The organism is Gluconobacter sp. Dm-44 (assembly GCF_018256175.1).
GTDB classification, from domain to species: domain Bacteria; phylum Pseudomonadota; class Alphaproteobacteria; order Acetobacterales; family Acetobacteraceae; genus Gluconobacter; species Gluconobacter cadivus.
In genome coordinates this window covers 13198-35997 of sequence record NZ_JAERLZ010000006.1, presented here as the reverse complement: position 1 = coordinate 35997, position 22800 = coordinate 13198, and the positions used below count along the sequence as shown (strand labels likewise).

Annotated in this window: 18 protein-coding genes; 5 read left to right on the top strand and 13 right to left on the bottom strand. The window is 59.5% G+C overall.

The genetic code is table 11. The annotated features are described in order from the left end of the window. Positions 1-50: 50 nt before the first annotated feature. From JK213_RS08710 to JK213_RS08670, 9 genes are all read right to left on the bottom strand, one after another. Positions 51-1706 (bottom strand): efflux transporter outer membrane subunit, encoded by a 1656-nt coding sequence (locus JK213_RS08710; protein ID WP_228125467.1) that lies wholly within the window; start codon positions 1704-1706, stop codon positions 51-53. Then, on the bottom strand, positions 1706-2998 hold the full coding sequence (locus tag JK213_RS08705) for an efflux RND transporter periplasmic adaptor subunit (protein WP_194262294.1): 1293 nt from the start codon (positions 2996-2998) through the stop codon (positions 1706-1708). The genes JK213_RS08710 and JK213_RS08705 overlap by 1 nt, the downstream gene beginning before the upstream one ends. Beyond that, a complete protein-coding gene (locus JK213_RS08700; RefSeq protein WP_194262413.1) occupies positions 2995-6162 on the bottom strand; it encodes an efflux RND transporter permease subunit in 3168 nt (1055 codons plus the stop codon). The genes JK213_RS08705 and JK213_RS08700 overlap by 4 nt, the downstream gene beginning before the upstream one ends. A 170-nt stretch (positions 6163-6332) precedes the next feature. Then, positions 6333-7733 carry a HAMP domain-containing sensor histidine kinase gene (locus JK213_RS08695; protein WP_194262412.1) on the bottom strand — a complete coding sequence of 467 codons (1401 nt, stop codon included), beginning with the start codon at positions 7731-7733 and terminating at the stop codon, positions 6333-6335. Between the two features lie 16 nt (positions 7734-7749). Further along, positions 7750-8481 (bottom strand): response regulator transcription factor, encoded by a 732-nt coding sequence (locus tag JK213_RS08690; protein ID WP_407925765.1) that lies wholly within the window; start codon positions 8479-8481, stop codon positions 7750-7752. A 61-nt stretch (positions 8482-8542) separates the two neighbouring features. Further along, positions 8543-9775 carry a DNA recombination protein RmuC gene (locus JK213_RS08685; RefSeq protein ID WP_194262292.1) on the bottom strand — a complete coding sequence of 411 codons (1233 nt, stop codon included), beginning with the start codon at positions 9773-9775 and terminating at the stop codon, positions 8543-8545. Between the two features lie 43 nt (positions 9776-9818). After that, positions 9819-10064 (bottom strand): hypothetical protein, encoded by a 246-nt coding sequence (locus JK213_RS08680; RefSeq protein ID WP_099286928.1) that lies wholly within the window; start codon positions 10062-10064, stop codon positions 9819-9821. A gap of 123 nt (positions 10065-10187) precedes the next feature. Further along, on the bottom strand, positions 10188-11366 hold the full coding sequence (locus JK213_RS08675; RefSeq protein ID WP_194262411.1) for an aminoacetone oxidase family FAD-binding enzyme: 1179 nt from the start codon (positions 11364-11366) through the stop codon (positions 10188-10190). A gap of 11 nt (positions 11367-11377) precedes the next feature. Continuing rightward, positions 11378-12046: a glutathione S-transferase family protein gene (locus tag JK213_RS08670; protein WP_194262291.1), complete on the bottom strand. Its 669-nt coding sequence runs from the start codon at positions 12044-12046 to the stop codon at positions 11378-11380. Between the two features lie 77 nt (positions 12047-12123). On the opposite strand from JK213_RS08670, the gene minC reads away from it, so the two are divergent. From minC to JK213_RS08650, 4 genes are all read left to right on the top strand, one after another. After that, positions 12124-12852 carry a septum site-determining protein MinC gene (minC, locus tag JK213_RS08665; protein WP_194262290.1) on the top strand — a complete coding sequence of 243 codons (729 nt, stop codon included), beginning with the start codon at positions 12124-12126 and terminating at the stop codon, positions 12850-12852. A gap of 149 nt (positions 12853-13001) precedes the next feature. Continuing rightward, a complete protein-coding gene (gene minD / locus JK213_RS08660) occupies positions 13002-13814 on the top strand; it encodes a septum site-determining protein MinD (RefSeq protein WP_062027254.1) in 813 nt (270 codons plus the stop codon). Between the two features lie 4 nt (positions 13815-13818). Beyond that, entirely contained in the window at positions 13819-14100 is a 282-nt protein-coding gene (gene minE, locus JK213_RS08655; RefSeq protein WP_099286930.1) for a cell division topological specificity factor MinE, read from the top strand. Positions 14101-14149: 49 nt separating this feature from the next. Beyond that, positions 14150-14509, top strand: a complete 360-nt coding sequence (locus JK213_RS08650) for a YidB family protein (RefSeq protein WP_194262289.1) — start codon at positions 14150-14152, stop codon at positions 14507-14509. A gap of 71 nt (positions 14510-14580) precedes the next feature. On the opposite strand, the gene JK213_RS08645 is transcribed toward JK213_RS08650, so the two are convergent. Continuing rightward, positions 14581-15777, bottom strand: a complete 1197-nt coding sequence (locus tag JK213_RS08645) for an SMP-30/gluconolactonase/LRE family protein (protein WP_194262288.1) — start codon at positions 15775-15777, stop codon at positions 14581-14583. A gap of 257 nt (positions 15778-16034) precedes the next feature. On the opposite strand from JK213_RS08645, the gene JK213_RS08640 reads away from it, so the two are divergent. Next, positions 16035-18473 (top strand): TonB-dependent receptor plug domain-containing protein, encoded by a 2439-nt coding sequence (locus JK213_RS08640; protein ID WP_408869893.1) that lies wholly within the window; start codon positions 16035-16037, stop codon positions 18471-18473. 52 nt (positions 18474-18525) lie between these two features. Here the strand turns inward: JK213_RS08640 and holA are convergent, their stop codons facing one another. Genes holA through leuS form a run of 3 tightly spaced genes read right to left on the bottom strand, consistent with a single transcriptional unit; the run spans position 18526 to position 22799 of the window. Then, positions 18526-19527: a DNA polymerase III subunit delta gene (gene holA, locus JK213_RS08635; protein WP_194262409.1), complete on the bottom strand. Its 1002-nt coding sequence runs from the start codon at positions 19525-19527 to the stop codon at positions 18526-18528. Between the two features lie 3 nt (positions 19528-19530). Continuing rightward, entirely contained in the window at positions 19531-20202 is a 672-nt protein-coding gene (locus JK213_RS08630; protein WP_194262287.1) for a hypothetical protein, read from the bottom strand. After that, positions 20202-22799, bottom strand: a complete 2598-nt coding sequence (leuS, locus tag JK213_RS08625; protein ID WP_194262286.1) for a leucine--tRNA ligase — start codon at positions 22797-22799, stop codon at positions 20202-20204. Before leuS ends, JK213_RS08630 begins: the two co-directional genes overlap by 1 nt. Position 22800: the final 1 nt, after the last annotated feature.

The following is a 22800-nucleotide window of genomic DNA, read 5'->3' as shown; positions in this document are numbered from 1 at the left end:
GGCCATGCCGCCTCCTCCCGCGTTCGAAGTGAGGCGGACCCCTAGACCAGTTAGGGCTGTCCCGTCAAGCCTTGTGAAAGACTGACCGACGACTGATCACCCCGCAGATCATTGTCCAGAGGAGACGCATGGTTGTCGATGCCGCTGACCGGCTTCGGAGTCCGCAGATCCTTATACTGAAGCGGACCGAACGGATCGATCTGTTTGATACCCGGCAGATCGCTGGCACTCCAGCCACCGCCCAGAGCCCGCACCAGACGCACGGAAGACTGCACCTGCGCCGTCTGCACCTCGACTTCCGCCAGACGCGCCTGAAGCGCATCCTGCTGCGCCACAAGTGCGTCGAGATAGTTGGACAGCCCGCCCGTATAGAGCGCCATCGTCATGTTCTGCGTCCGCAGCGCAGCCTCCACGGCTTTCTGCTGCTGGTCTTGAGCAGTCTTGAACTGCCGGGTCTGCGTCAGACCGTCCTCGACGTCCTGAAATGCGGCCAGAACAACGGAACGGTAATTGTCCACCATTCCGCGGTACTGCGACCACGAGCGCTGCAACGCTGCGCGTCTCAGGCCACCCGTAAAGGCCGGTTCGACCGCCTGCACGGCAATTTTCCAGAAGGCGCGGGAAATACTGGCCAGATCGAAGCCACCATCCTCGAATCCGCCCTCCGCGCTGAAAGTAATGTGCGGATAAAAGGCAGCACGCGAGACACCGATCGCCCGGGCGGACGCCGCCATCTGGCGTTCGGCAATCGCGATGTCAGGGCGACGTTCCAGCAGGGATGCGGGCAGCCCCGCGTTGATCTTCACAGCCCCGAAATGCATCTTCACGTCCTTGACGGGCGCGATGTGAAATCCTGCCGGGGCCGTGTTCAACAGAACGGCGATTGCGTGTTCCATGACATTGCGTCGGGCAATCAGATTGCTTTTTGCGGCCTGCGCTGAATAGAGCTGGGTTTCTGCACGCGAGACATCCAGACCCGCGCCGATCGATCCGGCCTGACGCAGTTCTGTGATCTCGACGGCCGCACGGAAGTAGCGGATCGAGTCATCATAAACCGCGTTCTGGGCATCGAGGCCGCGCAGGGCGACGTAATCTGATGCCAGTTCTGCTTCGAGACTCAGTCGTGCCAGCGCATATTGTCCGGCTGAAGCCTGAGCGAGGTTTTTCTGCATTCGCGTCGTGTTGCGAATGGAATTCCAGAAATCCGGCTCCCACGTCGCAGCGCCGCTGTAAGCCTGATTGGATTCATAAACGAGGCTGCTGCTGGTGGCAGGGTTGTTATACAGCCGACCCACAGAGCCCTTGTTGTAGCTCATGTGAGAGCCGCCCGTGAGCTGCGGATACAAACGGCTTTCAGTTTCGCGCGCCACGTCCCGGGCCTGCGTGAAGGCTTCCGCCTGAGCCTGAAGGTCTGGGTTGACGGCCAGCATACGCTGTTCAAGCCCATTGAGAATGGGATCGTTGAACATGGTCCACCAGTCACTCCGGACGACACCATCCGCAGGCTGCGCGTTGACCATCAGCCCCTTCCCTTCCCATCCTTCAGGATAAAGGAATTTCTGGGGATGATAGTCGGGGGACAGATCACAGGACGCAAGCCCGATCGATAGAACGCCGGCCAGCGCTGTCGTGATCCGCCAGATCGAACGATTACGGCCTGTCACGTTCGTCTGGGTGGGGGATGACTGGGAACTTTCCGGTTTCATCAGCGCGATCCGGCCTCTTCGGGGTTTGCGTCATGCTGGCGGACAGGCTGCTGATCCGCATCCTGCACCGCCTTGCCTGGCGTGTTGTATCCCGGTGTGGTCGGGACGATCCTGACTTCGTCCCCTTCCAGCAGATCAGCCGTAGGGTTGGCAACCACGCGGTCGTCTTTTGTAATGCCGCTGAGCACCTGAACTGTCGTCCCGAAATTGATGCCCACGGTGACGTTCACCAGATGCGCATGGTTGTTGATGACTTTTGCCACCTGCGTCCCTTCAGCCCGATAGATGATCGAGCCTTCCGGCAGAATCAGGATATTCGGGTTTCCGGGAGCCGAGATATGCGCTGTCGCATAGGAATTCGGCCACAGCAAATTATCATCGTTATCCAGCGTCAGCTCGGTCGTCACTGTGCGGGTCGCGGCATTGAAGGCATTGGCAGTTGCGAGGAACGTCGCCTTAAAACGGCTGCCCGGATACTGCGGCACCGTCAGTTCAGCTTCGATCTTTGGCGAAATCACACTCGCAAAATCCTGCGGCACAGATACGAACACACGCATCCGGTGCACGTCGGCGACAGAGAACAGTTCGGATGCCGCACCGCGGGAATTGACGTTACCACCGCCCGCATTCACATAATCGCCCACATTCACCAGACGGGACGTAACGATGCCGTCAAAGGGTGCGACGATCTTTTTGAAGTCCTCAAGTGCCTGAAAACGGTCCACGTCATGACGTGCGGCTTCAAGCTCGGCTTTCTGGGCAGCAGCATTGGCAGCCTGCACGTCCACTTCCTGACGCGAAACAGCCTGCGTTCCTTTCAGCGCCGTCCAGCGCTGTGTGGTAATGACGGCCAGATTATAGCGCGCCAGAATGACGTTGTAATGCGCTTTGGCAGCCTCGAACTGGGCATCGATGCTAGGTGTGCTGATTTCCGCCAGAACATCCCCGCGCTTCACATGCGCGCCATAGTCCTTGTACCACATCTTCACATAGCCCGAGACCTGCGCGTAAATCGGCGCCTCGTACCATGCGGCAAGATTGGCTGGCAGATCGACCTGCCGCGTCTTCGGTCCCGGCTGCGGCGTAATCAGCGTAACGGGCGGGATGGCGGCTTCTTCGGTCGCGCCGCGCAGGGCATGATAATGCGTTCCCCGCTGCACGATCCCCCAAGCCGCCAGAGCAATCGCCAGCAGGATCACCACCAGCAGGATGAGTTTGCCGCGCGCGCCTGAACCCGTGCGGACCGGATGGTTTGTCGGAGGCACGTGCCCCTGATCCGTAGAATGGCTCACGCGCGGTCTCCTTCAGGCCCAGCAGGCCGCTTGTAGTGCATAAGGGCAAAAACACAGGGAACAAAAAGCAGGGTGGCAACGGTCGCGACCAGCAGGCCACCAATCACTGCCTTGCCCAGCGGGGCATTATCGGAATTGCTGATGGACATCGGGATCATACCGATGATCATGGCCATCGCCGTCATCAGGACAGGCCGGATACGCTCATATCCCGCCTCAAGAGCAGCAAGAACAGCATCGCCGTGCTCCTCCATCCGCTCACGGGCAAAGGCAACCACGAGAATGGCATTGGCCGTGGCCGTTCCCATGCACATGATCGCTCCCGTCAATGCCGGAACCGACATCGGTGTGTGTGTCAGGAACAGGCTCCATGCAATGCCACCCAGAGCGCCGGGAAGCGCAGAGATGATGACGAACGGATCAAGCCAGGACTGAAAATTCACGACAATGATCAGGTAAACCAGCACGATCGACAGGGCGAGCCCCCCCACAAGCTGGACATACGCATCGTTCATCGTCACGGCCTGTCCACGGACCACCATGGTCGAGCCATGAGGCAGGAGCTTGCGCTCTTCATTCACGACCCGGTTCACGGCTCTTGAAACCGTTCCCAAATCCATGTCTTCCGGCGCGGCATAGATGTCGAACACGGGCATGATGTTGTAATGCGCGACTTCTGAAGGCGTCCCGGTCTGGACCAGAGCACTCAGCCCTCCCAGAAGCTGCGGCGTCTGGTTGGTCGGGTTGCCGTCGCCCTTGTCGATCGGGAGGATTTCCAGATCGTTCATGGTCTGGAGATAATTCGCCGGCGTCTGCACATCGATGAGCTGCGACGTTCCCTGCGCGTTCAGATAATAGGTCTGGCCAACCTGTCCACTACCGGACAGCGTCACAAGAGCATTCAGTGCAACGTCCCGCTCCGTAATTCCCGTCCCCAGCGCGAAGCTGCGGCGGTTGTTCACCAGAATGGTCGGCTGCGTCATCGGTTCCTGAATGGAAACATCGGCAATTCCAGGAATATGCCGCAGTTTCTGGGCAATCTGTGTCGCGAACTTGAAGTTCCCGCTCAGATCACGACCCACGATCTGCACGTCAATCGGAGACGGCAGACCGAAATTCAGAATCTTGGCCGTCAGGTCGCCCGGCTGGAACGTGAACACCGTGCCTGGGAAATCGTTCGTCAGACCTTTACGGAGCTTACGACGGTATTCGGGGATCGGGCTTTCGGAATTACGAAGCTGGATAGTGATGTCGCAGTCCTGTGATCCCACGGTCGGAGACGGGATCATGGCCTGATTCAACTGACTGAACGGCAGGCCACAGTTATTGACGACATTGACCACCTGCCCCGGCAACAGACTCCGGATGCGACGCTCAGCCAGCCCTGCGATCTTACCCGTTTCTTCAAGTCGGGTACCGACCGGCGCACGCATGTGCATCTGCATCGTTCCGGACTTGATCTCGGGGAAGAAATCCTGACCGATGAAGAGAATCAGCGCCATGGACGACACGGCCGCCAGCAGGAACAGCAGGACGAAGCGTCCCCGGATCGCAATCAGATTTTCAAGAATGACCTTGTAATGTTCGCGGAAGCTCGTGAACCGCGCCTCGAACCCCCGCTGGAACCGCCCGAAAAAGCCGGGCTTGCGGTTGTGCCACTCGGGGTCACGATGCATCCGCACCTGAGCCGCCAGCATCCAGTTCGCCATCGTTGGCACCAGCGTCCGCGACAGGATGAAGGAGGCGATCATGGCAAAAATGATGGCTTCAGCCATCGGCATGAACAGCCAGCCTGAAATTCCGGTTAGTTCGAACAGCGGCAGCCACACGATGCAGATACAGGTCGTGGATACGAAAGTCGGGATGACGATCTGGTTGGCGGCATCAATGATGGCGTCCTCAAGATCTTTCCCGGTTTCAAGATGCGCGTCGATGTTTTCGATCATGACTGTCGCGTCATCGACGAGAATACCAACCGCCAGGGCCAGACCGCCCAGCGTCATAACGTTGATGGACTGCCCCGCTATGCTCAGCCCGATAATCGAACACAGCATTGCCAGCGGGATAGACGTCGCCACGATGATGGTTGAGCGCCACGAGCCGAGAAACAGCAGAACCGTCAGGCTGGTCAGGATTGCGGCCGTGATCATTTCACGTACCACGTCCACAACCGATTCCTTCACGAAGCTCGAAGCATCGGTCAGGACATTCACTGTCGTTCCGGCCGGCAGCGTTGCCTCGACCTGTGGCAGGAGTTTCTTGATGCCACTCACAACGGAAAGCGTGGAGGCGTCACCGCTCTTGAGAACGACGATCAGCACCGCCTGCTGGCCTTTCACAAGGACCGCATTGATCTGCGGCGGCCCTCCCCGATGCACCCACGCAACGTCGCGCAGATAGATCACGGAATTGCCGACCTGCTTGATCGGCATCTTGTTAAAGACCTCCAGATCAAGGGGCGTCGAGTTCGTTTTCACCATCCAGTCAAGCTGGCCAATCCGCTGATCGCCCGCCGGAAGAACGATATTCTGCAGGTTCAACGCCGTCGCCACGTCTTCCGGGGACAAGCGATGCGCCAGCAACTTGATCGGGTCGATATCCACCATGATGTCCGGAGCCAGACCACCATAGGGATTGGGGATCGCGGCCCCGGGCACGGAAATCAGTTCCGGCCGGATCAGGTTGGACGCCATGTTGTAGATTTCCGACCCGGACATGGTCGGATTGTTGACCTGCAACGTCAGAACCGGAACGGACGACGCATCCATTGCCAGAATCAGCGGTGGGGTCGAACCATTCGGCAACTGTTTGATGACCGTTTGGGACACCGACGTAATCTGCGTCTGCGCAACCGCCGTATTGGTTCCCGGCTGGAAGAAGACCTTCACGATGCCACGTCCATAATAGGACGAGCTTTCGATATGTTCGATATTACTGACGGTCGCCGTTAAGGAGCGTTCGTAATAATAGACGATACGCCCCGACATGTCCTCAGGCATCAGGCCCGTATAGGACCAGATGACAGCCACGATCGGGATCTTGATCGAAGGAAACACGTCCGTCGGCGTCGAAACGATAGCCCGAACCCCGAAGATCAGGATCATGATCGACAGGACAACGAAAGTATAAGGCCGCTTCAGCGCGGTAACGACAATAGCATTCATGCGATCAGACACCCCCTTGGGGCTCTTCCTGGTCCGGTCATTCTCAACGGGCGTCCCCTTGCAAATTGATCCGAGTCATATCCATCGAGACTCAGACGACAAGGAAAATTCTGTTTAAATATCAAGACACACGGCAAATATTGACATGTTGTGCAATATTCCGTGTCTTTTCAGACAGGCGTCGCAGGCGCGAAATGAATGGTAAAAACCGCTCCAGGCAGCGTGTGACCGGGCCTCTCAGACACGATCTCCACTGATGCCCCATGCAACCGCAGGATCGCCGAAACAAGACTCAGGCCCAAACCACTTCCGGGAACATGGCGACTTTTATCCGAGCGATAAAAACGCCCCATGACAGCCTTGCGCTCATCTTCAGCAATGCCGATTCCCGTATCACTGACACGCAGCCAGCTCGATCCGTCTGCTCCCTGCCCCGCACTCAGCCGGACCGTTCCGGGAGCGGGCGTGAATTTGATCGCATTGTCCACAAGATTGGCCAGAACCTCGTTCAGCAGGTCCATATCCCCGAACAACGGGACCGCTTTCTCCGAGTCTACAACCTCCAGCAGAATACCTTCCGTCTCGGCGATCGGTTCGTACAGATCCACCACCCCGGCCAGCAGTTCCCGCAGATCGAGCATCGCAAACCCGGCCCGGCGGCGGCCATTCTCAATCTCGCCGATCCGAAGAAGAGCCGTAATCACGGAGAAGCATTGCTCCAGATCCAGCGTGGCACGCTCGATCGCACTCTGAAGTGCCCCGGGATCGTTCGTAATCGACGACACTCGCTCCAACCGGGCCTTCACCCGCGCCAGCGGCGTGCGCAGATCATGGGCAATATCGTTGCCCACGTCCCGGATCTCGTCGAGCAGATGCTCAAGACGGTCCAGCATCCGGTTGACCGACACGGCCAATCGCTCAATGTCGTCGCGTTCGCGCCCGGTCGGCAGACGTTCGTGCAGGTCTCCATCCATGATGCGGTCGATCGCCTCATGCATATCCTTGACGCGACCCAGCGCCCGATGGCTCAGAAAAATTCCTGCCATCAGGGCGAACACAACGATTGGCACCACGGACATCAACGCCGCACGCTTGGTGATGTAGCGCAGTTCGTTGGCCATATGCAGAGAACGCGCCAGAACAAGAATACGGTCCCGGTTTCCCTGCACCCCTTCTACCTCAACGGCCAGATAGCGCATTTCATAGGGCGTATCGCCAGGAGGCGCGTCCCAAAGACGCTGGGTTCTGGGAGAAACTTCCAGCCCGACAGGCCACTTCTTGATGTCGCCCGCAATCCGGTTGCGGTTCATATCAAAGAGCGCAGCCCCGTTGAGGATCACACGCAGGTCCGTCTTGCTGCGCTCCCGCACCTCGTACTCAAGCTGGGCAGGACTTTCCTGAATGAGTTGGTCCGCTTCGCGCTGCAGCAGATCCGTCGAGCGCTGCTGCTCATATCCATTCATCTGTTCGTAGACGAGCCCGAACTGCAATGCCATTGCAGCGATGATGGCCACGACAAAAGCCAGCGTCAGGCGGAACGTCGCAGTGCGGAAAAGATCAGCCCGGAACAGTTCGGAAAAACGCAGTTCAGCCCGTGACACGCAGACTGAACCCGGCACCGCGAATACTGTGAATGAGCGGCGGCTCGCCAGGCAGATCAATCTTGCGACGCAGCTTTCCGATATGGACGTCCACCAGATTTGTCTGCGGAACAAAGCGGTAATTCCATACGTCTTCCAGTAGCATCGTCCGTGTCAGCACCGTGTCCGGGCGACGCATCATGTATTCCAGAAGGCGGAATTCCCGCGGAAGCAGTTCGATTTCCTGTCCGTTCCGGAACACCCGGCGCTCGATCAGATCCATTTCAAGCGGACCAACGCGAAGCACCGTCACACGGCTGTCCGTCGGACGCCTCAGCAGAGCCTCCAGACGCGCAGCCAGCTCTTCCATCGCGAAGGGCTTGGTCAGATAGTCATCGCCCCCCGCCTTGAGGCCGCTAACACGGTCGTCCACAGCGGAAAGCGCCGAAAGCACCAGGACCGGAATGGTAATGCGCTGTGCACGCACGCTCTCGATCACCGTCAGCCCGTCGAGTTCCGGCAACATCCGGTCCACGATCATCAGATCGAACTGCCCGGTACAAGCCTGATCCAGACCCTCGACACCCGTCGCGGCCCGCGTGACATCATAGCCGCGCGTCGTGAGTTCCTCCACGACCTCGGCCGCAATGCTGTCATCGTCTTCGATCAGCAGAAGCCGGGGAGAAGGTTCGGAAAGGCGCTCAGGCGCTCCGGAATCATGTGCAGACGTCATGGTCATGATCTTCACATGGGGCAGGCCCCGATGTCATCCAATTAAAATCGGTCTTAAAGGCAGGATCTCAGGGGGAGGACGGATCTTCCAGAGCCTCTTCCATCTCGTCGGTCGTTCCGTCCAGCGCCCGCAGCCGCCTCCCGAGCACACGTGTCCGCCGACGGGCTTCTTCGATCGTATTGCCCATCGTCCCGGCATTACGATGCAGCTTTTCCAACACCTGATCCATCCGCAGCATTTCCTGCCGCGTCGCCCCCAGAAGCCCGGCAATCGCCTCTGTCCGTTCTTCAAGTGTGAGTGTGACATAGCCTAGATGCACCGTCCGGAGCATCGCCGGCAGCAGCGACGGCCCCATCACCATCACGCGATGCAGCCGCCCGATTTCATCAATGACACCGGGCATGCGGGCAATTTCGGCATAAAGCCCGTCGGTCGGCAAATACAACACGGCAAATTCCACCGTCAAGGGCGGAAGGATATATTTCGACGCGATTTTCTTTGCCTCAAACCGGATCACGTTTTCCAGTTCGCGCCGCGCCTGACGTTCCGCCAGCGCATCCCCGGCATCCGAGGCGTTCAACAGTCTTTCATAGGCTTCGGTCGGGAATTTGCTGTCAATCGCCAGCCGTGGTGGCGTTTCCGTGCCGCGCACCGGCATCTTGATCGCGAATTCAACATTCTCACCGGCCGTTCCAAGGCGGAAATTGGTGTCGTAACTTCCTTCGGGGAGAATATCGTCCAGAATGGACCGGCACTGCGCCTCACCCCAGCCACCACGTGTCTTCACATTGGAAAACAGCCGCTTCAGATCGCCGATCTGCGCCGTCACACTCGTGACCTCGCCCAGCGCCTTCTGCATGGCGCTGAATTGCTCCACCACGCGCTGGAAGCTGGTCTGCATCTGCTTTTCAACAGCACCGTGAAGCTGTTCGTTCACGGTCGCCCGGATCCGCTCGATCTGTTCGTTCTGGCTCTGCGCCATCTCACGCAGCGCATCCGATAACAGAAGGCGACCTTCCGCCTGATCCTGCCCCAGATTACGCGCCAGAAGACTCAGGCGCTCGCTGGTTTCCAGCCGGAACTGATCCAGCCGCCCCGACAGAACGCGTTCGACTTCCGACAGATGGGCCCGATGATATTCGACGTCCTGTGAGCGCTCCTGCGCCTCACGCTCAAGAAGGCGCTCGAACCGTCCGCTGCCATTGCCACTCCGCAGGATCGCCAGCAAAGCAACCACCAGCGCGACCGCCGCGACGATCCAGGGGAAAAACTGCGCCATTCCGGAAATATTCTCCTGCATGGCGCAGTCCTAGCCGTTCAACGCAAACCGGCCAATGCCGCGCTTACGGCTGATGGATATTTCCGTACGATGCCGCTCCCAGACCCGGGCACGAACACGGTGCACCCAGCGGAACCTGCGTTGGCATTTTGCAGGTATAGATCCCGGCCTTACAGGTATAGCCATAACCGGCGATGGGCGTTCCCGGCGCAATCGGCCCCGGTGCCGCCGTCCCGACACACGCCCCCAGCCCCAAAAAAGACAGACCTGCGGCAGTACGCAGAACATGACGGAAAACGGAACGAGACATAATGGATGTGTCCTTACATCGGCTAGGGTGAAAACCGGTCCTTAGAGAAGCGCAAACGGATCGCCACGTCATCGGTTTCCGCCTGATCGAACGCCAGCATGGCAATCCTGTGGCAATGCGCCCTCAGCGATGCCCGGCAGCTGCCGCCTGCCCAGCTGCAACACCGCTCGCCCAGGCCCATTGGAAGTTATGTCCACCAAGCCAGCCCGTCACGTCCACGGCTTCTCCAATCGCGTAAAGTCCGGGGATTTCCCGGGCTTCCAGCGTCTGGGACGACAGATCCCGCGTGTCGATCCCGCCACGCATGACTTCCGCCTTGGCGTAGCCCTCCGTCCCGGCGGGACGAAGCTGCCAGTTCGAAATCCGCTCAGCCAGTGCCTTGATCGCACGGTCCGGCTGGTTCGCCAGCATCGTATCGCCCATTCCTGCGGCCAAAGCACGCGCCAGCCTCTGGGGCAGCGCTTCCAGCAGGCTCGGCGGGAGCGCTTTCGGACGGTCTTTTTTAATTTTCAGCAGCACGCTCAGCGCATTCTGCCCCGGCAGCAGATCAATCTGCGCCGCATCGCCGCTTTCCAGATAGGACGAAATCTGCAAAATCGCCGGGCCTGACACGCCGCGATGGGTGAAGACCATCCCGTCCTCAAAGCGCGGCCCTTTCTTGCCCACCCGCGCCACGATCGGCAGCGAAACGCCTGCAAGCTCTGGGTCGGCATCTTCCAGAACCAGCGGCACGAGCGCCGGGGCCGTCGGCACCACGCGCAGTCCGAACTTCCGCGCCAGCCGCAACGACAGATCAGAAGCCCCGAGCTTGGGAATGGACAGCCCACCCGTCGCAAGGATGACGGAGCCCGTGCGGATCTCGCCGCCATCCGTGACGATAATAAATCCGTGCTCTGCCCGGCGAACATCCAGAATCCGCGTCTGCATCCGAAATTCGCAGCCAGCGGCCCGACACTCCGAAACCAGCATGTCCACGATCTGCCCGGCCGACCCGTCACAGAAAAGCTGCCCGCGCGCTTTCTCGTGCCAGGCAATGCCATAGCGGTTTACGAGCTTGAGGAAATCCTGCGGCGTATAGCGCGCCAGCGCGGAGCGGGCGAAATGACGGTTCTGGGAAATGAAACAGTTCGGGCCGGTTTCGAGATGCGTAAAATTGCACCGCCCGCCGCCCGAGATCAGGATCTTGCGCCCTGGCTCCGGCCCGTGATCCAGAACCAGAACCCGCGCACCGTTCTGCCCTGCAACAGCCGCCGCCATCAGCCCCGCTGCCCCGGCTCCGAGCACAATCACATCGGGGTTCATCATAGCAGCTCTCAGAAATCCAGATTGGCGTAATGCGCGGGCGGCGTGATGCCACTGACCTTGTCAGACAGCAGCCCCCGGAAACAGGGCCGGGACTTTACCCGGGCATACCAGTCCTTCGCGGCGGGTGCCTTGGACCAGTTCACGTCGCCGATGAAATCGAGCGCCGACAGATGCGCCGCAGCCGCGAAATCCGCCAGTGACAGCGCAGGCCCCGCCAGCCAGGAGCGCGTTTCCGCCAGCCAGCCGATATAATCGAGATGAAAACGCATGTTCGCGTACCCGGCCCGCAGCGCATTGCCGTCCGGATGGCCACGCCCGAACTGGCGCTTGTCCACTTTCTCGCCCAGAAGGTTCCGGGTGACTTCCTGCGCAAAACGGGTCTCGAACCAGTCCACAAGTCGCCGGGTTTCGACGCGGTCGGCAAAGGTCCGCCCCAGAAGCGGCGTATCGGGATAGGCATCTTCCAGATATTCGCAAATGACGCGTCCGCCAGGCACGGCCAGACCATTTTCCTCAACGAGCACAGGCACTTCGCCTGCGGGATTGAGATGCAGGAATTCCTCGCGCTGCTCCCACACCCGTTCAATGACGGGTTCGAACGGGAGTCGCTTCTCGGTGAGGGCAAGCCTCACAAGACGGCATTGCGGAGAAAGTGGAAGGTGATGCAGGATACGCATTGCCACTTTCTAAGTCAGCCGATACCCGCTCACAAGAGCCTCACCGACTGCCCGACACAGGTCCGACGATTTTCACGATGCCCGATCCCGTTTCCGTACCCTCTTCAACCGCCCCCATGCGCATCCGTGCCCGTGGCCGTTCCTTCCTCGCGCTCGTCCTGTCGCCCGAGGCGCCCCTCCCGCTCTGGCTGGACGGTCTGGACTATCAGGTCGCTCGATCTGGCGGACTGTTCACCGGAAAACCGATCATTCTGGATCTGGGTCTTCTTGATGAAAACACGCCGGGCCTTGCGACGCTGCTGGACGATATCCGGGGCCGGGGGGTTCGGATTATCGGTCTTGAAGGGGGAAGCCGTCACTGGCCGGCTGTCGCACACTGGGACTGGCCGGAAATGCTGGATGGTGGCCGCCCCGCCGGAGAAGTCGAAATTCCGGAAGACCCGTCCACCAGCGCCGCTGGGCCGGTTTCAGGCGGTGGAACGCTCATTATCGATCAGACCGTGCGTTCAGGTCAGAGCATCCAGCATATGCAGGGCGATGTGATCATCCTAGGATCGGTGTCTTCTGGCGCCGAAATCGTGGCTGCGGGTTCAATCCATGTTTACGGAACCTTGCGTGGGCGAGCGATTGCGGGCGTGGGCGGGCAGTCCCAGAGCCGTATTTTCGCCAGCCGCATGCAGGCCGAACTTCTGGCGCTCGATGGCTATTATGCCGTGACCGAAGACATCGACCCCGCCCTTCTGGGGCAGGCCGCGCAGGCCGCTCTGGATGAAGACCGGGTCCGTGTTCTGCCGCTCCCCGTGTGATCCGGGCAATAACGTGATGCGGGCTGCCATGAAAGTACCCCTATTCGCAGGTTGCCGCGACGCATAAAACATTCATAGAATGAGATATCGGCCCGCGTTGGCCTGTTATGGGCAGGCGCAGACCGAAGAGACGTTTTTCTGGAGTATTCATGTCCAAGGTTCTGGTTGTCACTTCCGGCAAGGGTGGCGTCGGCAAGACGACATCGACCGCCGCGCTCGGCGCCGCTCTCGCTCAGAGCGGACAGAATGTGGTGGTGGTTGATTTCGATGTCGGGCTTCGGAACCTCGACCTGGTCATGGGGGCCGAACGCCGGGTGGTTTTCGATCTCATCAATGTCGTGCAGGGCGATGCCCGCCTGTCGCAGGCTCTGATCCGCGACAAGCGCTGCGAAACCCTGTCGATCCTTCCGGCCTCCCAGACCCGGGACAAGGACGCCCTGACCTCCGAGGGCGTCGCCCGCGTGATGGATGAGCTTCGCGAGAAGTTCGACTGGGTGATCTGCGACAGCCCGGCCGGCATCGAACGTGGCGCGCAGCTTGCCATGTATCATGCCGATATGGCCGTGATCGTAACCAATCCCGAAGTCAGCTCGGTGCGTGATTCCGACCGGATCATCGGCCTGCTGGACAGCAAGACCAAGAAGGCCGAGCAGGGCGAGAAGGTCGACAAGCATCTGCTTCTGACCCGCTATGACCCGGCTCGTGCGGCACGAAAAGAAATGCTGAGCGTCGAGGACGTCCTCGAAATCCTCTCCATTCCGCTGCTCGGCATCGTCCCGGAGAGCGAGGACGTGCTGAAGTCCTCCAATGTCGGCGCGCCTGTCACTCTGGCAGCGCCTACAAGCCTTCCTGCCCGCGCTTATTTCGAAGCAGCCCGTCGCCTGAGCGGCGAGAAGCTCGAAGTCTCGGTACCCGTCGAAAAGCGCGGTTTCCTTGACTGGCTTTTCAAGAGGGACGCATGAGTTCATGAGTTTTCTCGCAAACATCTTCGCGCGCCGCCAGCAGTCCAGCAGCGTCGCCAAGGATCGGCTTCAGATCCTGCTCGCCCATGAACGCAGCGCAGGCGGTGAGAGCGGTGAGTCCGATCTGATCCGCCAGCTTCATAAGGAAATCATGGAAGTCATCGCGCGCCATGTCGCCGTTGATCAGGACAAGGTCCAGATCAAGGTTGATCGTGGCAGCGGCTGCTCCATGCTCGAAATCGACGTCGAAGTTCCGCAGGAACTCAGCGGCAAACGGACTTCGTAACACCAATTGCGGCCCGAAACGCCGCGTCTGAAAGAACGGAACAACACGGATGAGCGGCTTTCTCGGAAACCTCATGAACCAGGCTGTGGGCGCGATCGGCGGGCAGCTTGGCGACAAGTTCGGCGGCAGCATCGGCGAATTCCTCAAGGGCGATGGCCTCAACATGCTCATCAGCCAGGCCCAGAGCGCCGGTCTGACCGACAAGATCCATTCCTGGATCGGCAATGGCGAGAACCTGCCCATCACCACTGACGAGCTGCGCAGCCTGCTGACGGACCAGCAGATCCAGACGATCGTCGCCAAGACGGGCCTGCCTGCCGGAACGATCCTGCCTGCACTGGCACAGCTTCTCCCGGCTGCTGTCGACCAGCACACACCCGAAGGTCAGGCACCGTCCACGACGGCCTGACATCCGGTTCAGACAGACAGGCCTTCAGACGCCCCGGTGGAACTGTCCACCGGGGCGTTTTGCGTCTGGGTTCAGGTTTTCTGACCGTTTGGTACCGCATCATAAGGCTGCTTCTGTTCGATCGGAAAGCGGATCAGCAGATAGGGTGTGACCCTGCGGTCCTTACCGTCATTGAACGACGCCAGACGGTTCCACTGCCCGAACGTGCAGTAAACATGATCAGCCGTTGCGAAAATTCCGTCCGGTGACAGGGCGCGTGGATCACGGAGCATCATTTTGAAAGAGCCATCCTGATCGCGCCTCAGGATGCAGTCATGCTCGTAATTCGTCGTGTAAAGCCGGTCATGGTCATCCAGCGCCAGTCCGTCCGCCACCCCTTTTTCGCCTTCGTCGCGGATGGCAGGCGCCAGAACCGTATCGTCCGATGTTGGATCTGCCAGCAGGTCCACAGGCAGGCTGTAGAGCCGACGGCTGGTTAACGGCGCGAAATAGAGAGTTTTTTCGTCTTTCGTCAGGGCAATCCCATCTACGCCACCAGAGACCAGTTGGGGATGTCCGGGAATGTAACGACGGGGTTCTCCCTCCACGATGGCCAAAAAACCAGCCTCCGGCAGAATGGCGGGATGTTTGGTCAAAAGCCGCCGTGCCTGCTGAGTGGCGACATCGACAACCACGAGAGCAGGGCTGGTTCCGAAAGACGAATCCGTTACAAAAACCGTCCCCTGTGCACCGTGCGACAGTGACACCCGGAGGTCGTTCATGTGACTGTCCGGCAACAGGGCGGGCGCTTTAAGAATGATTTTGTGAGCGACACGATTTGTCGTCGGGTCGATACAGACGATCTTTGCGGCTCCGGGCTGAAGAGGATGCCCGGCGCGTTTGCCGTCATCAATCACCCAGAGGCGGCCCTCACGATCCGTGGTCATGCCGTGAACGGAAACAAGGCACTCTGCCGGAGCATTGCCCGGAAGACTCATCTCGGCGTTGGGGTATGGCACGACCTTTCCGTCCACCAGTTCGCCAAGCGTTGCGCCTTTATGATCTACCGCATGGCGCGGAAAACCTACAAAGGTCCGGCCATTCGGAAGCACGACGATCCCGGAGGGACCGGGGCCGTCAAATTCAGCGACGACATCAAGCGCGCCATAGGGGCCGGTTCCGTTATCCTCGTTTCCGGCGGCCCGTGCCTGAGAGGTTGGCAGGGCTGCCGTGACTGCAAGAGATGCCGGGGCTGCCGACGCTGCCTGCAGGAAATGACGTCGTTTCATGTGCATTCTCCGAAATTCATTTTCAAAACAAACCGTTTCCATAACGCCCGATCCGTGTAAGGAACGCCACAGGCCCTGCAAAATGTGATCGGAATTTTTCTGGAACCGGAAAATTATGTTGACCTTCCGCAAATACGAACCAATTTTGTGGCTCATATAAAATACTAACTTATTGCGTGGTAAAAGTGCTGACCCAGCTTTCCCTTCGTCATCTGACCCTTCTGGGCACGTCTCTTCTCGGCTCCACATTCCTCCTTGTGACCGCCGAGAGCCGTGCTGCAACACCGCAGCCAGTTCCGGCTCACTCCGTTTCAGGCGCGCATAAACAGGCGCGGACAACGCCTGCGGCCAGAAAGGCGAAAGCCGCCCAGACGCCACGGCACGAAACCGAAGTTTCGGGAGGAACAGAAGCGGTCGTCGTGACGGGAACGCGCGAGTTTGGCAAAAAGGCGCGGGATTCGATCGCTCCGGTCGATATTGTAACGAACCGCCAGTTAACAGGAACGGGTCAGCCCACGCTGCGTGACTCCCTGGCGCTGCTGCTGCCTTCCCTGACCGTTCCGACAGGTGGCTTCGATGCGGGTGCGCTGACCGACAGCATTTCGCTGCGTGGCCTCAACCCCAATGAGACGCTCGTGCTCGTCGATGGCAAGCGGCGCCACACCACAGCCAATATCTACGCCGATGGCGGACCGGCACAGGGATCCACGCCTGTCGATATCGACATGATCCCCATGGCCATGATCGACCATATCGAAGTCCTGCGCGACGGTGCGTCCGCCCAGTATGGCTCCGACGCCATTGCGGGTGTGGTCAACATCATTCTCAAGAAGCAGAACCATGGTCTGACCATGCGTTCGAACACCGGGATCACGAGCGAAGGCGATGGTTTCCAGCAGGGCGTGTTCATTGATGGCGGCCTGAACCTGAACAATCGCGGTTTTGTTCATATCGGCGGCGATTTCGTCCATCAGGACCACACTTTCCGCTCCGGAAACGACAACCGCACCCACACCGACGTCAACCAGCTTCTGGGACAGCCCGAACAGACGCGTGAAAGCGTCGCTATCAATGCGGGCTATGACATCACCGATGATATCCAGGCCTATGCCGGTGCGACCTATGCGCATCGTCATGCGGAATCCTATCAGAACTACCGCCTGCCCTCTTCGCTCGCCAAATATCCCGGCTACGCGGCGATCTATCCGTATGGCTATTCCCCCATCGAGGCTCTGGAAGAAGACGATTACGAACTGACGGCTGGTCTGAAAGGCACGCTGGCGGGCTGGCACTGGGACGTGTCGTCGGTTTTCGGTCGGGATTATGATGCTGTAAACGCCGACAGCACCACGAATGTGGGACTGTACACAGCCACGGGCGAGACGCCGACCTCATTTGCCGCGCAGTCCTATAACAACACGCAATGGACAAACAGCGTCGACCTCAGCCGCAAGTTCCGTACGTCGTTCTGGCCATATGCCATCAACGTCGCAGGCGGTGCGTCCTATCGCTATGAAGCCTATGCAATCGGGACCGGCTCTCCGGCCAGCTATAACTATTCCAGCTCGGACGGCTTTCCCGGCACCAACCCGGCCAATGCCGGAAAATGGTCCCGTGACGTTGCGGCAGGCTATCTCGACATCTCCACCAACCTGATGAAGCACTGGCAGGTCGATCTTGCCGGACGGGTCGAACATTATACGGATGTCGGCAACACCAAGACCGGCAAGATCTCGACCCGTTACGATTTCAGCCCGCGCTTTGCGATCCGCGGTACGTTCAGCAACGGTTTCCATGCTCCGACGCTGGCGCAGGAGCATTATTCCGCGCTGTCCGTCTCGCCGACCGCTGCCAGTGGCATCATCGCGGCGAACTCCCCCGGTGCGCTGTCCAACGGCGCATCAGCATTGAAATCGGAGTCCTCCACGAGTGCTGAAGGCGGCATCATCGTCGAGCCGATCAAGCAGCTGCATGTGACTGTCGATGTGTATCAGATCGACCTGCGGGACCGGATCATGCCGGGCGGTTCGATCTATGGCGACCAGGCCCGCAAGGCTCTCCTCGCCGATAATTTCAAACTCCCGCCGGAAGCTTCTACTTGGACCGGCAGCCAGCTTGCCACGCACTGGTTTGCCAATGTCGCCAATACGCGGACGCAGGGACTTGACCTGACAGCAACCTATCCGACCGATTTCGGACGTTATGGCCATGCGGACTGGGATGTTGCGATCAACCTCAACCGCACGCGCCTGCGCCATCAGGCCAGCAGCTCGAATGGCACGCCGCTTCTGACGGCGCAGTATATCGCCTACATCACCACCGCATATCCGCGCAGCAAGATCATCTTCGGCGGGACCTGGCATTCCGCGCGCAACAAATGGGCGGTCTCCGTCCACGAAATACGTTACGGCGAGACGACATCCCAGCTCACCTATTACACGGGGCCCTACGCCTACTCCACGAGCCACTATCTGGAATTCCAGAATGTGCCGAAATGGACGACGAATGCTTCCGTCACCTACAATATCAGTCCTAGATGGAGCGCCACGATTGGGGGGAACAATATCTTCGCCAAGTTCCCGTCTGTCGTTCCTGAAGGAAACCGCTATCTGGGCGTACCCAAGTACTACATGAGCACATCGCAGCTCGGCATGAATGGCGGGTATTATTATCTGGACGTTTCGGCGCGCTTCTAAGTCGTATCGGGGCATGCGAAGAAGAGCGCATGCCCCAAAGCAGCTTATTAAATCAGGCTTTTCGAACTGTACAAAGCGACGCGATATGGCGTCTGCATAGCGCCATATCGGGCGAAGCGCTCTGCTTGCAGGCCAGTTCGAAAGCCTGTGTTTCCCGTGCTGCCAGTGCCAGCGCCGGGAGAGACCAGCGATCCAGCGCCTGACCGAAAGCCGCGGTGCGTTTGAAGAACACAGGCGGCTTCAGGGACTTCATGGCTTCGGCACGTCCCTGCCCGTCCTGCACAGCCTGAGCAACTTTCTGAAGCCGCATCAGCACACCCAGAACCGTTCGCGCCACTGCTACGGGATTTGCCCCATCTGCCAGGGCCCGTTCGAGCGCCTGATCGGCCATCATGCGATTTCCGCACAGAGCCGAAAACGCCGCATCTTCCAGAGAATTGCCACCCGCATCGCCAACGCAGTCCTGAACAGCCTGCACATCAAGACGGCCATTCGGCCCGGCATACAGCAGAAGTTTTTCAACTTCCCCCCTCACCCCGCTGCGATCAGCCCCTAACACACCCAGAAGCCAGATAAGGGCATCACGGTCGATGGTGACGCCCGCCTGAGCCAGTGCTTCCGTCACGGTCTGGGAAAGAGCGCGCCCCTCTTCGGGGTAGCAGGCGATGGACGCAACCTGTTTGTGGGCCTCCGCCAGAGCACGCAGCTTCGAGCGTGCTGTAATCCCCGGAGCTTCGAGCACGACCAGAGCGTCCGTATCTGCGTCCAGTACCCGTTTGAATAGGGGAGCAAGGCTATCCTGCCCGTCCCGCACCCAGACGACACGCCGGCCCCCGATCAGGGAGAGCGCGGTGGCTTCTTCTTCAAGACGGTCCTGCGTTTCCCGATCAAGCTGCGCCACCTGAAACGGATCGTCCGTCGTGCCGGCAACCCGCCGGACCGCCTGCGCAGCCCGTTCCCGGATAAGGCCGGTATCCTCTCCATGAAGCACGATCGCCCGCCAGGAGCCGGCATCATCCAGTGTTCGCCCAATATTCCGCGCGTCGATTTTCACCACTTACTGGGCGGATGTGCTGGTCGTGCTACGGGACAGACGGCCGGTGGCAGATGCCGGGAAGCCGTCAACGCCCGTCCGATCCGTCGCTGCGTTCCCGTTGTCGTCAGGCATCCGGTCTGTGTTCAGATAGCGCGGCAGTTCATCGGGAGCCGCTTTCTCGGGCATGTTATGACTGCGGAACCAGATCGCGAGCTGCTGCGTCACGGTCTGTGCCAGCGTATCGGAAACACGCGCCTGAAGAGTTTCATCATTCAAGGTTTGAGCAAAATACTGCTCGAAACTCGTATTAAAACCATCCAGCGTCGTCGCATCACCCTGCGCCAGCATACGCGGGTTCTGCTCCACCGTTATAAGCACCCAATGCGCCGAACCCGTACTGCGTGTCCGGCCCGAGGTGTTATCCTGATGGATGTCGACAGCTTCCTCATTCATGCTGGAATAGACTTTCAGCATGTATTTGTGAGGATCTTCCGGCCCGGCGCCCGCCAGATTTTTCTGCAAAGCCAGACGCAGCAACTGGCCGTAACGCCCTGGAATATTGTCCACATAAACCTGGGCCAACTCTTCCGACATATCGGTTTTTGGCGTCAGCTTTCCATAGAGGGGTGAGAAACCACACCCCCCCAGCAGAAGACAAGCCGTGAGCAGAAAAGTGCTGCGACGGTCAGACATCACCCGGCAACCACGAAGTTGACGATCCGGTTCGGAACATGGATTTCCTTCACCAGACGCTTTCCTTCAAGCAGACGCGCCACGTTCGGCTCGTTTTTAGCGGCGGCAAGCACATCGTCTTTCGGTGCGTCCGGCGGAACCTCAATGGTCCCGCGCAGCTTACCGAGGATCTGCACGCCAATCGTCACACTCTGGACGGCAAGCCACTGTTCTTCGGCTTCCGGCCATGGACGATCCACGACCAGTGCACTTCCCGGCTCCAGAATCGCCATCATGTCTTCCGCAAGATGCGGCATCATCGGTGCTGTCAGCAGACACAGGACCTGCGCCGCTTCACGGCGGGCCGCCGCGATGCCGGCTCCTTCAAGACGCTCGGCCTCGGCCAGTGCCGAGGTCAGTTCATGCAGACGCGCCACGGCAACATTCGGCGTAAAGGCTTCGAGCGCCTCACCCACAGCGACGATGGCCCGATGGGTCACACGACGCAGGTCTTCCCCGACGGGACCGTGGATGCTCTCGGCAGCATCACGGCTTGCAACCGATGCAACCAACCGATGCAGCCTCTGGCCGAAGCGGGCAGAAGCTGCCACGCCGGAGGCCGTCCATTCCATATCCCTTTCGGGCGGACTATCGGACAGGACGAACCAGCGGGCCGTGTCGGCACCATAATGCTCAATGATGTCGACGGGCGACACCGTGTTGCGCTTGGATTTGGACATTTTTTCGGAACGGCCGATCTGTACCGGCGCTCCCGTGTCCCGACGCACAACCGTGTCACCACGACGCTCGACTTCTTCGGGATAAAGCCAACCGCTCTCGTCACGGTAGCTCTCATGCGTCACCATGCCCTGAGTGAAAAGACCGGCAAACGGTTCGTCCACATCCAGATGGCCGGTTTCATGCATGGCTCGGGTGAAGAAGCGTGCATAAAGCAGATGAAGGATCGCGTGCTCGATACCGCCGATATACTGATCAACGGGAAGCCAGCCATTCGCTGCCGCCGGGACCGTCGGGGTCTCGGCATGAGGACTGGTGAAGCGGGCGAAATACCAGGAACTGTCAACAAAGGTGTCGAAGGTATCGGTTTCCCGGACAGCTGCCTTTCCGCAATGCGGGCAGTTTACATGCTTCCAGGTCGGGTGATGGTCGAGCGGATTCCCGGGTCGGTCAAAGGTCACGTCTTCCGGCAGGATAACGGGAAGCTGATCGTCGGGAACAGGAACCGGACCACAGGTCTCGCAGTGAATGATGGGGATCGGGCAGCCCCAGTAGCGCTGACGAGAGATGCCCCAGTCGCGCAGGCGCCAGTTCACGACGCCTTTTCCTGCCCCCAGACCTTCGAGCCGCTCGATCACCTTCGTGCGGGCAGTCGCGGGATCCAGTCCATCCAGAAAGCCTGAATTGAACAGGGTTGCATCGCCCGAAACGGCCTTTTTGCCCAGAACGAAAGTTTCAGCATCCTGTCCCGCAGGCAGCAGGACCTGCGGAACCGGCAGATCGTATTTACGGGCAAAATCAAGGTCGCGCTGATCGCCACAGGGACACCCGAAAACAGCGCCGGTACCGTAATCCATCAGCACGAAATTGGCGATCCAGACAGGAGCGGTCTTTTCAGGATCGAGCGGATTGGCAACGCGCAGTCCGGTATCAAAACCGCGTTTTTCCGCAGCTTCGATGACTTCTTCCGACGTTCCGAGACGACGACATTCTTCAATAAACGCAGCGGCCTGCGGGTTGCTCTCGGCAACCTTGCGCGCCAGAGGATGCTCCGCCGAAATCCCGACGAAGCTGAGACCGAACAGCGTATCAGGGCGCGTCGTGAAGACTTCGATACTGTCCAGATCCGCATCATAGCCCACAGGAGCCTGATGGAGAGCAAAGCGCACCCGTGCGCCTTCGGACCGTCCGATCCAGCGCTCCTGCATCGTGCGGACGCGCTCGGGCCAGCGATCCAGCGTCTTGAGATCATCCAGCAGCGGCTGGGCAAATTTCGTAATCTTCAGGAACCACTGGGAAAGCTTCTTTTTCTCGATCAGAGCCCCCGAGCGCCAGCCACGTCCGTCGACGACCTGCTCGTTCGCAAGAACCGTCTCATCGACCGGATCCCAATTGACCAGAGAGTCCCGGCGCTCAACCAACCCAGCCGCCAGCATATCGACGAACAGTTTCTGCTGTTTGCCGTAATATTCGGGGAGGCAGGTTGCGATCTCACGATCCCAGTCCAGCGAGAAACCAAGACGCTGGAGTGTGCCGCGCATGGCTGCGATGTTGTCCATCGTCCATTTGCCGGGATGAACATTCCGCTCACGGGCCGCATTTTCCGCCGGAAGGCCAAATGCATCCCAGCCCATCGGATGCATAACCGCAAATCCGCGGGCCCGCTTGTAACGCGCCACCACGTCCCCGAGCGTGTAGTTCCGCACATGTCCGACATGAAGCTGTCCGGACGGATACGGAAACATCTCCAGCACATAATATTTCGGGCGGTCGGCCGGAGGAACATCAGGAACGGCAAAAGTGTTCCGGCGCTTCCATTCGTTCTGCCAGAAGGGTTCGCGGTTCTGGAAATCGAATGCGGGGGCTGGGGTATCGTTCATG

Bases quoted from the DNA above. Each gene is read 5' to 3' on its own strand.
- minE (WP_099286930.1), top strand. From the start codon at position 13,819: ATGAGTTTTCTCGCAAACATCTTCGCGCGCCGCCAGCAGTCCAGCAGC.
- JK213_RS08670 (WP_194262291.1), bottom strand. From the start codon at position 12,046: ATGCGTATCCTGCATCACCTTCCACTTTCTCCGCAATGCCGTCTTGTG.
- leuS (WP_194262286.1), bottom strand. From the start codon at position 22,799: ATGAACGATACCCCAGCCCCCGCATTCGATTTCCAGAACCGCGAACCC.
- JK213_RS08630 (WP_194262287.1), bottom strand. From the start codon at position 20,202: ATGTCTGACCGTCGCAGCACTTTTCTGCTCACGGCTTGTCTTCTGCTG.
- JK213_RS08680 (WP_099286928.1), bottom strand. From the start codon at position 10,064: ATGTCTCGTTCCGTTTTCCGTCATGTTCTGCGTACTGCCGCAGGTCTG.
- JK213_RS08710 (WP_228125467.1), bottom strand. From the start codon at position 1,706: ATGAAACCGGAAAGTTCCCAGTCATCCCCCACCCAGACGAACGTGACA.
- JK213_RS08700 (WP_194262413.1), bottom strand. From the start codon at position 6,162: ATGAATGCTATTGTCGTTACCGCGCTGAAGCGGCCTTATACTTTCGTT.
- JK213_RS08645 (WP_194262288.1), bottom strand. From the start codon at position 15,777: ATGAAACGACGTCATTTCCTGCAGGCAGCGTCGGCAGCCCCGGCATCT.
- JK213_RS08690 (WP_407925765.1), bottom strand. From the start codon at position 8,481: ATGACCATGACGTCTGCACATGATTCCGGAGCGCCTGAGCGCCTTTCC.
- JK213_RS08650 (WP_194262289.1), top strand. From the start codon at position 14,150: ATGAGCGGCTTTCTCGGAAACCTCATGAACCAGGCTGTGGGCGCGATC.
- minD (WP_062027254.1), top strand. From the start codon at position 13,002: ATGTCCAAGGTTCTGGTTGTCACTTCCGGCAAGGGTGGCGTCGGCAAG.
- JK213_RS08685 (WP_194262292.1), bottom strand. From the start codon at position 9,775: ATGCAGGAGAATATTTCCGGAATGGCGCAGTTTTTCCCCTGGATCGTC.
- minC (WP_194262290.1), top strand. From the start codon at position 12,124: ATGCCCGATCCCGTTTCCGTACCCTCTTCAACCGCCCCCATGCGCATC.
- JK213_RS08675 (WP_194262411.1), bottom strand. From the start codon at position 11,366: ATGAACCCCGATGTGATTGTGCTCGGAGCCGGGGCAGCGGGGCTGATG.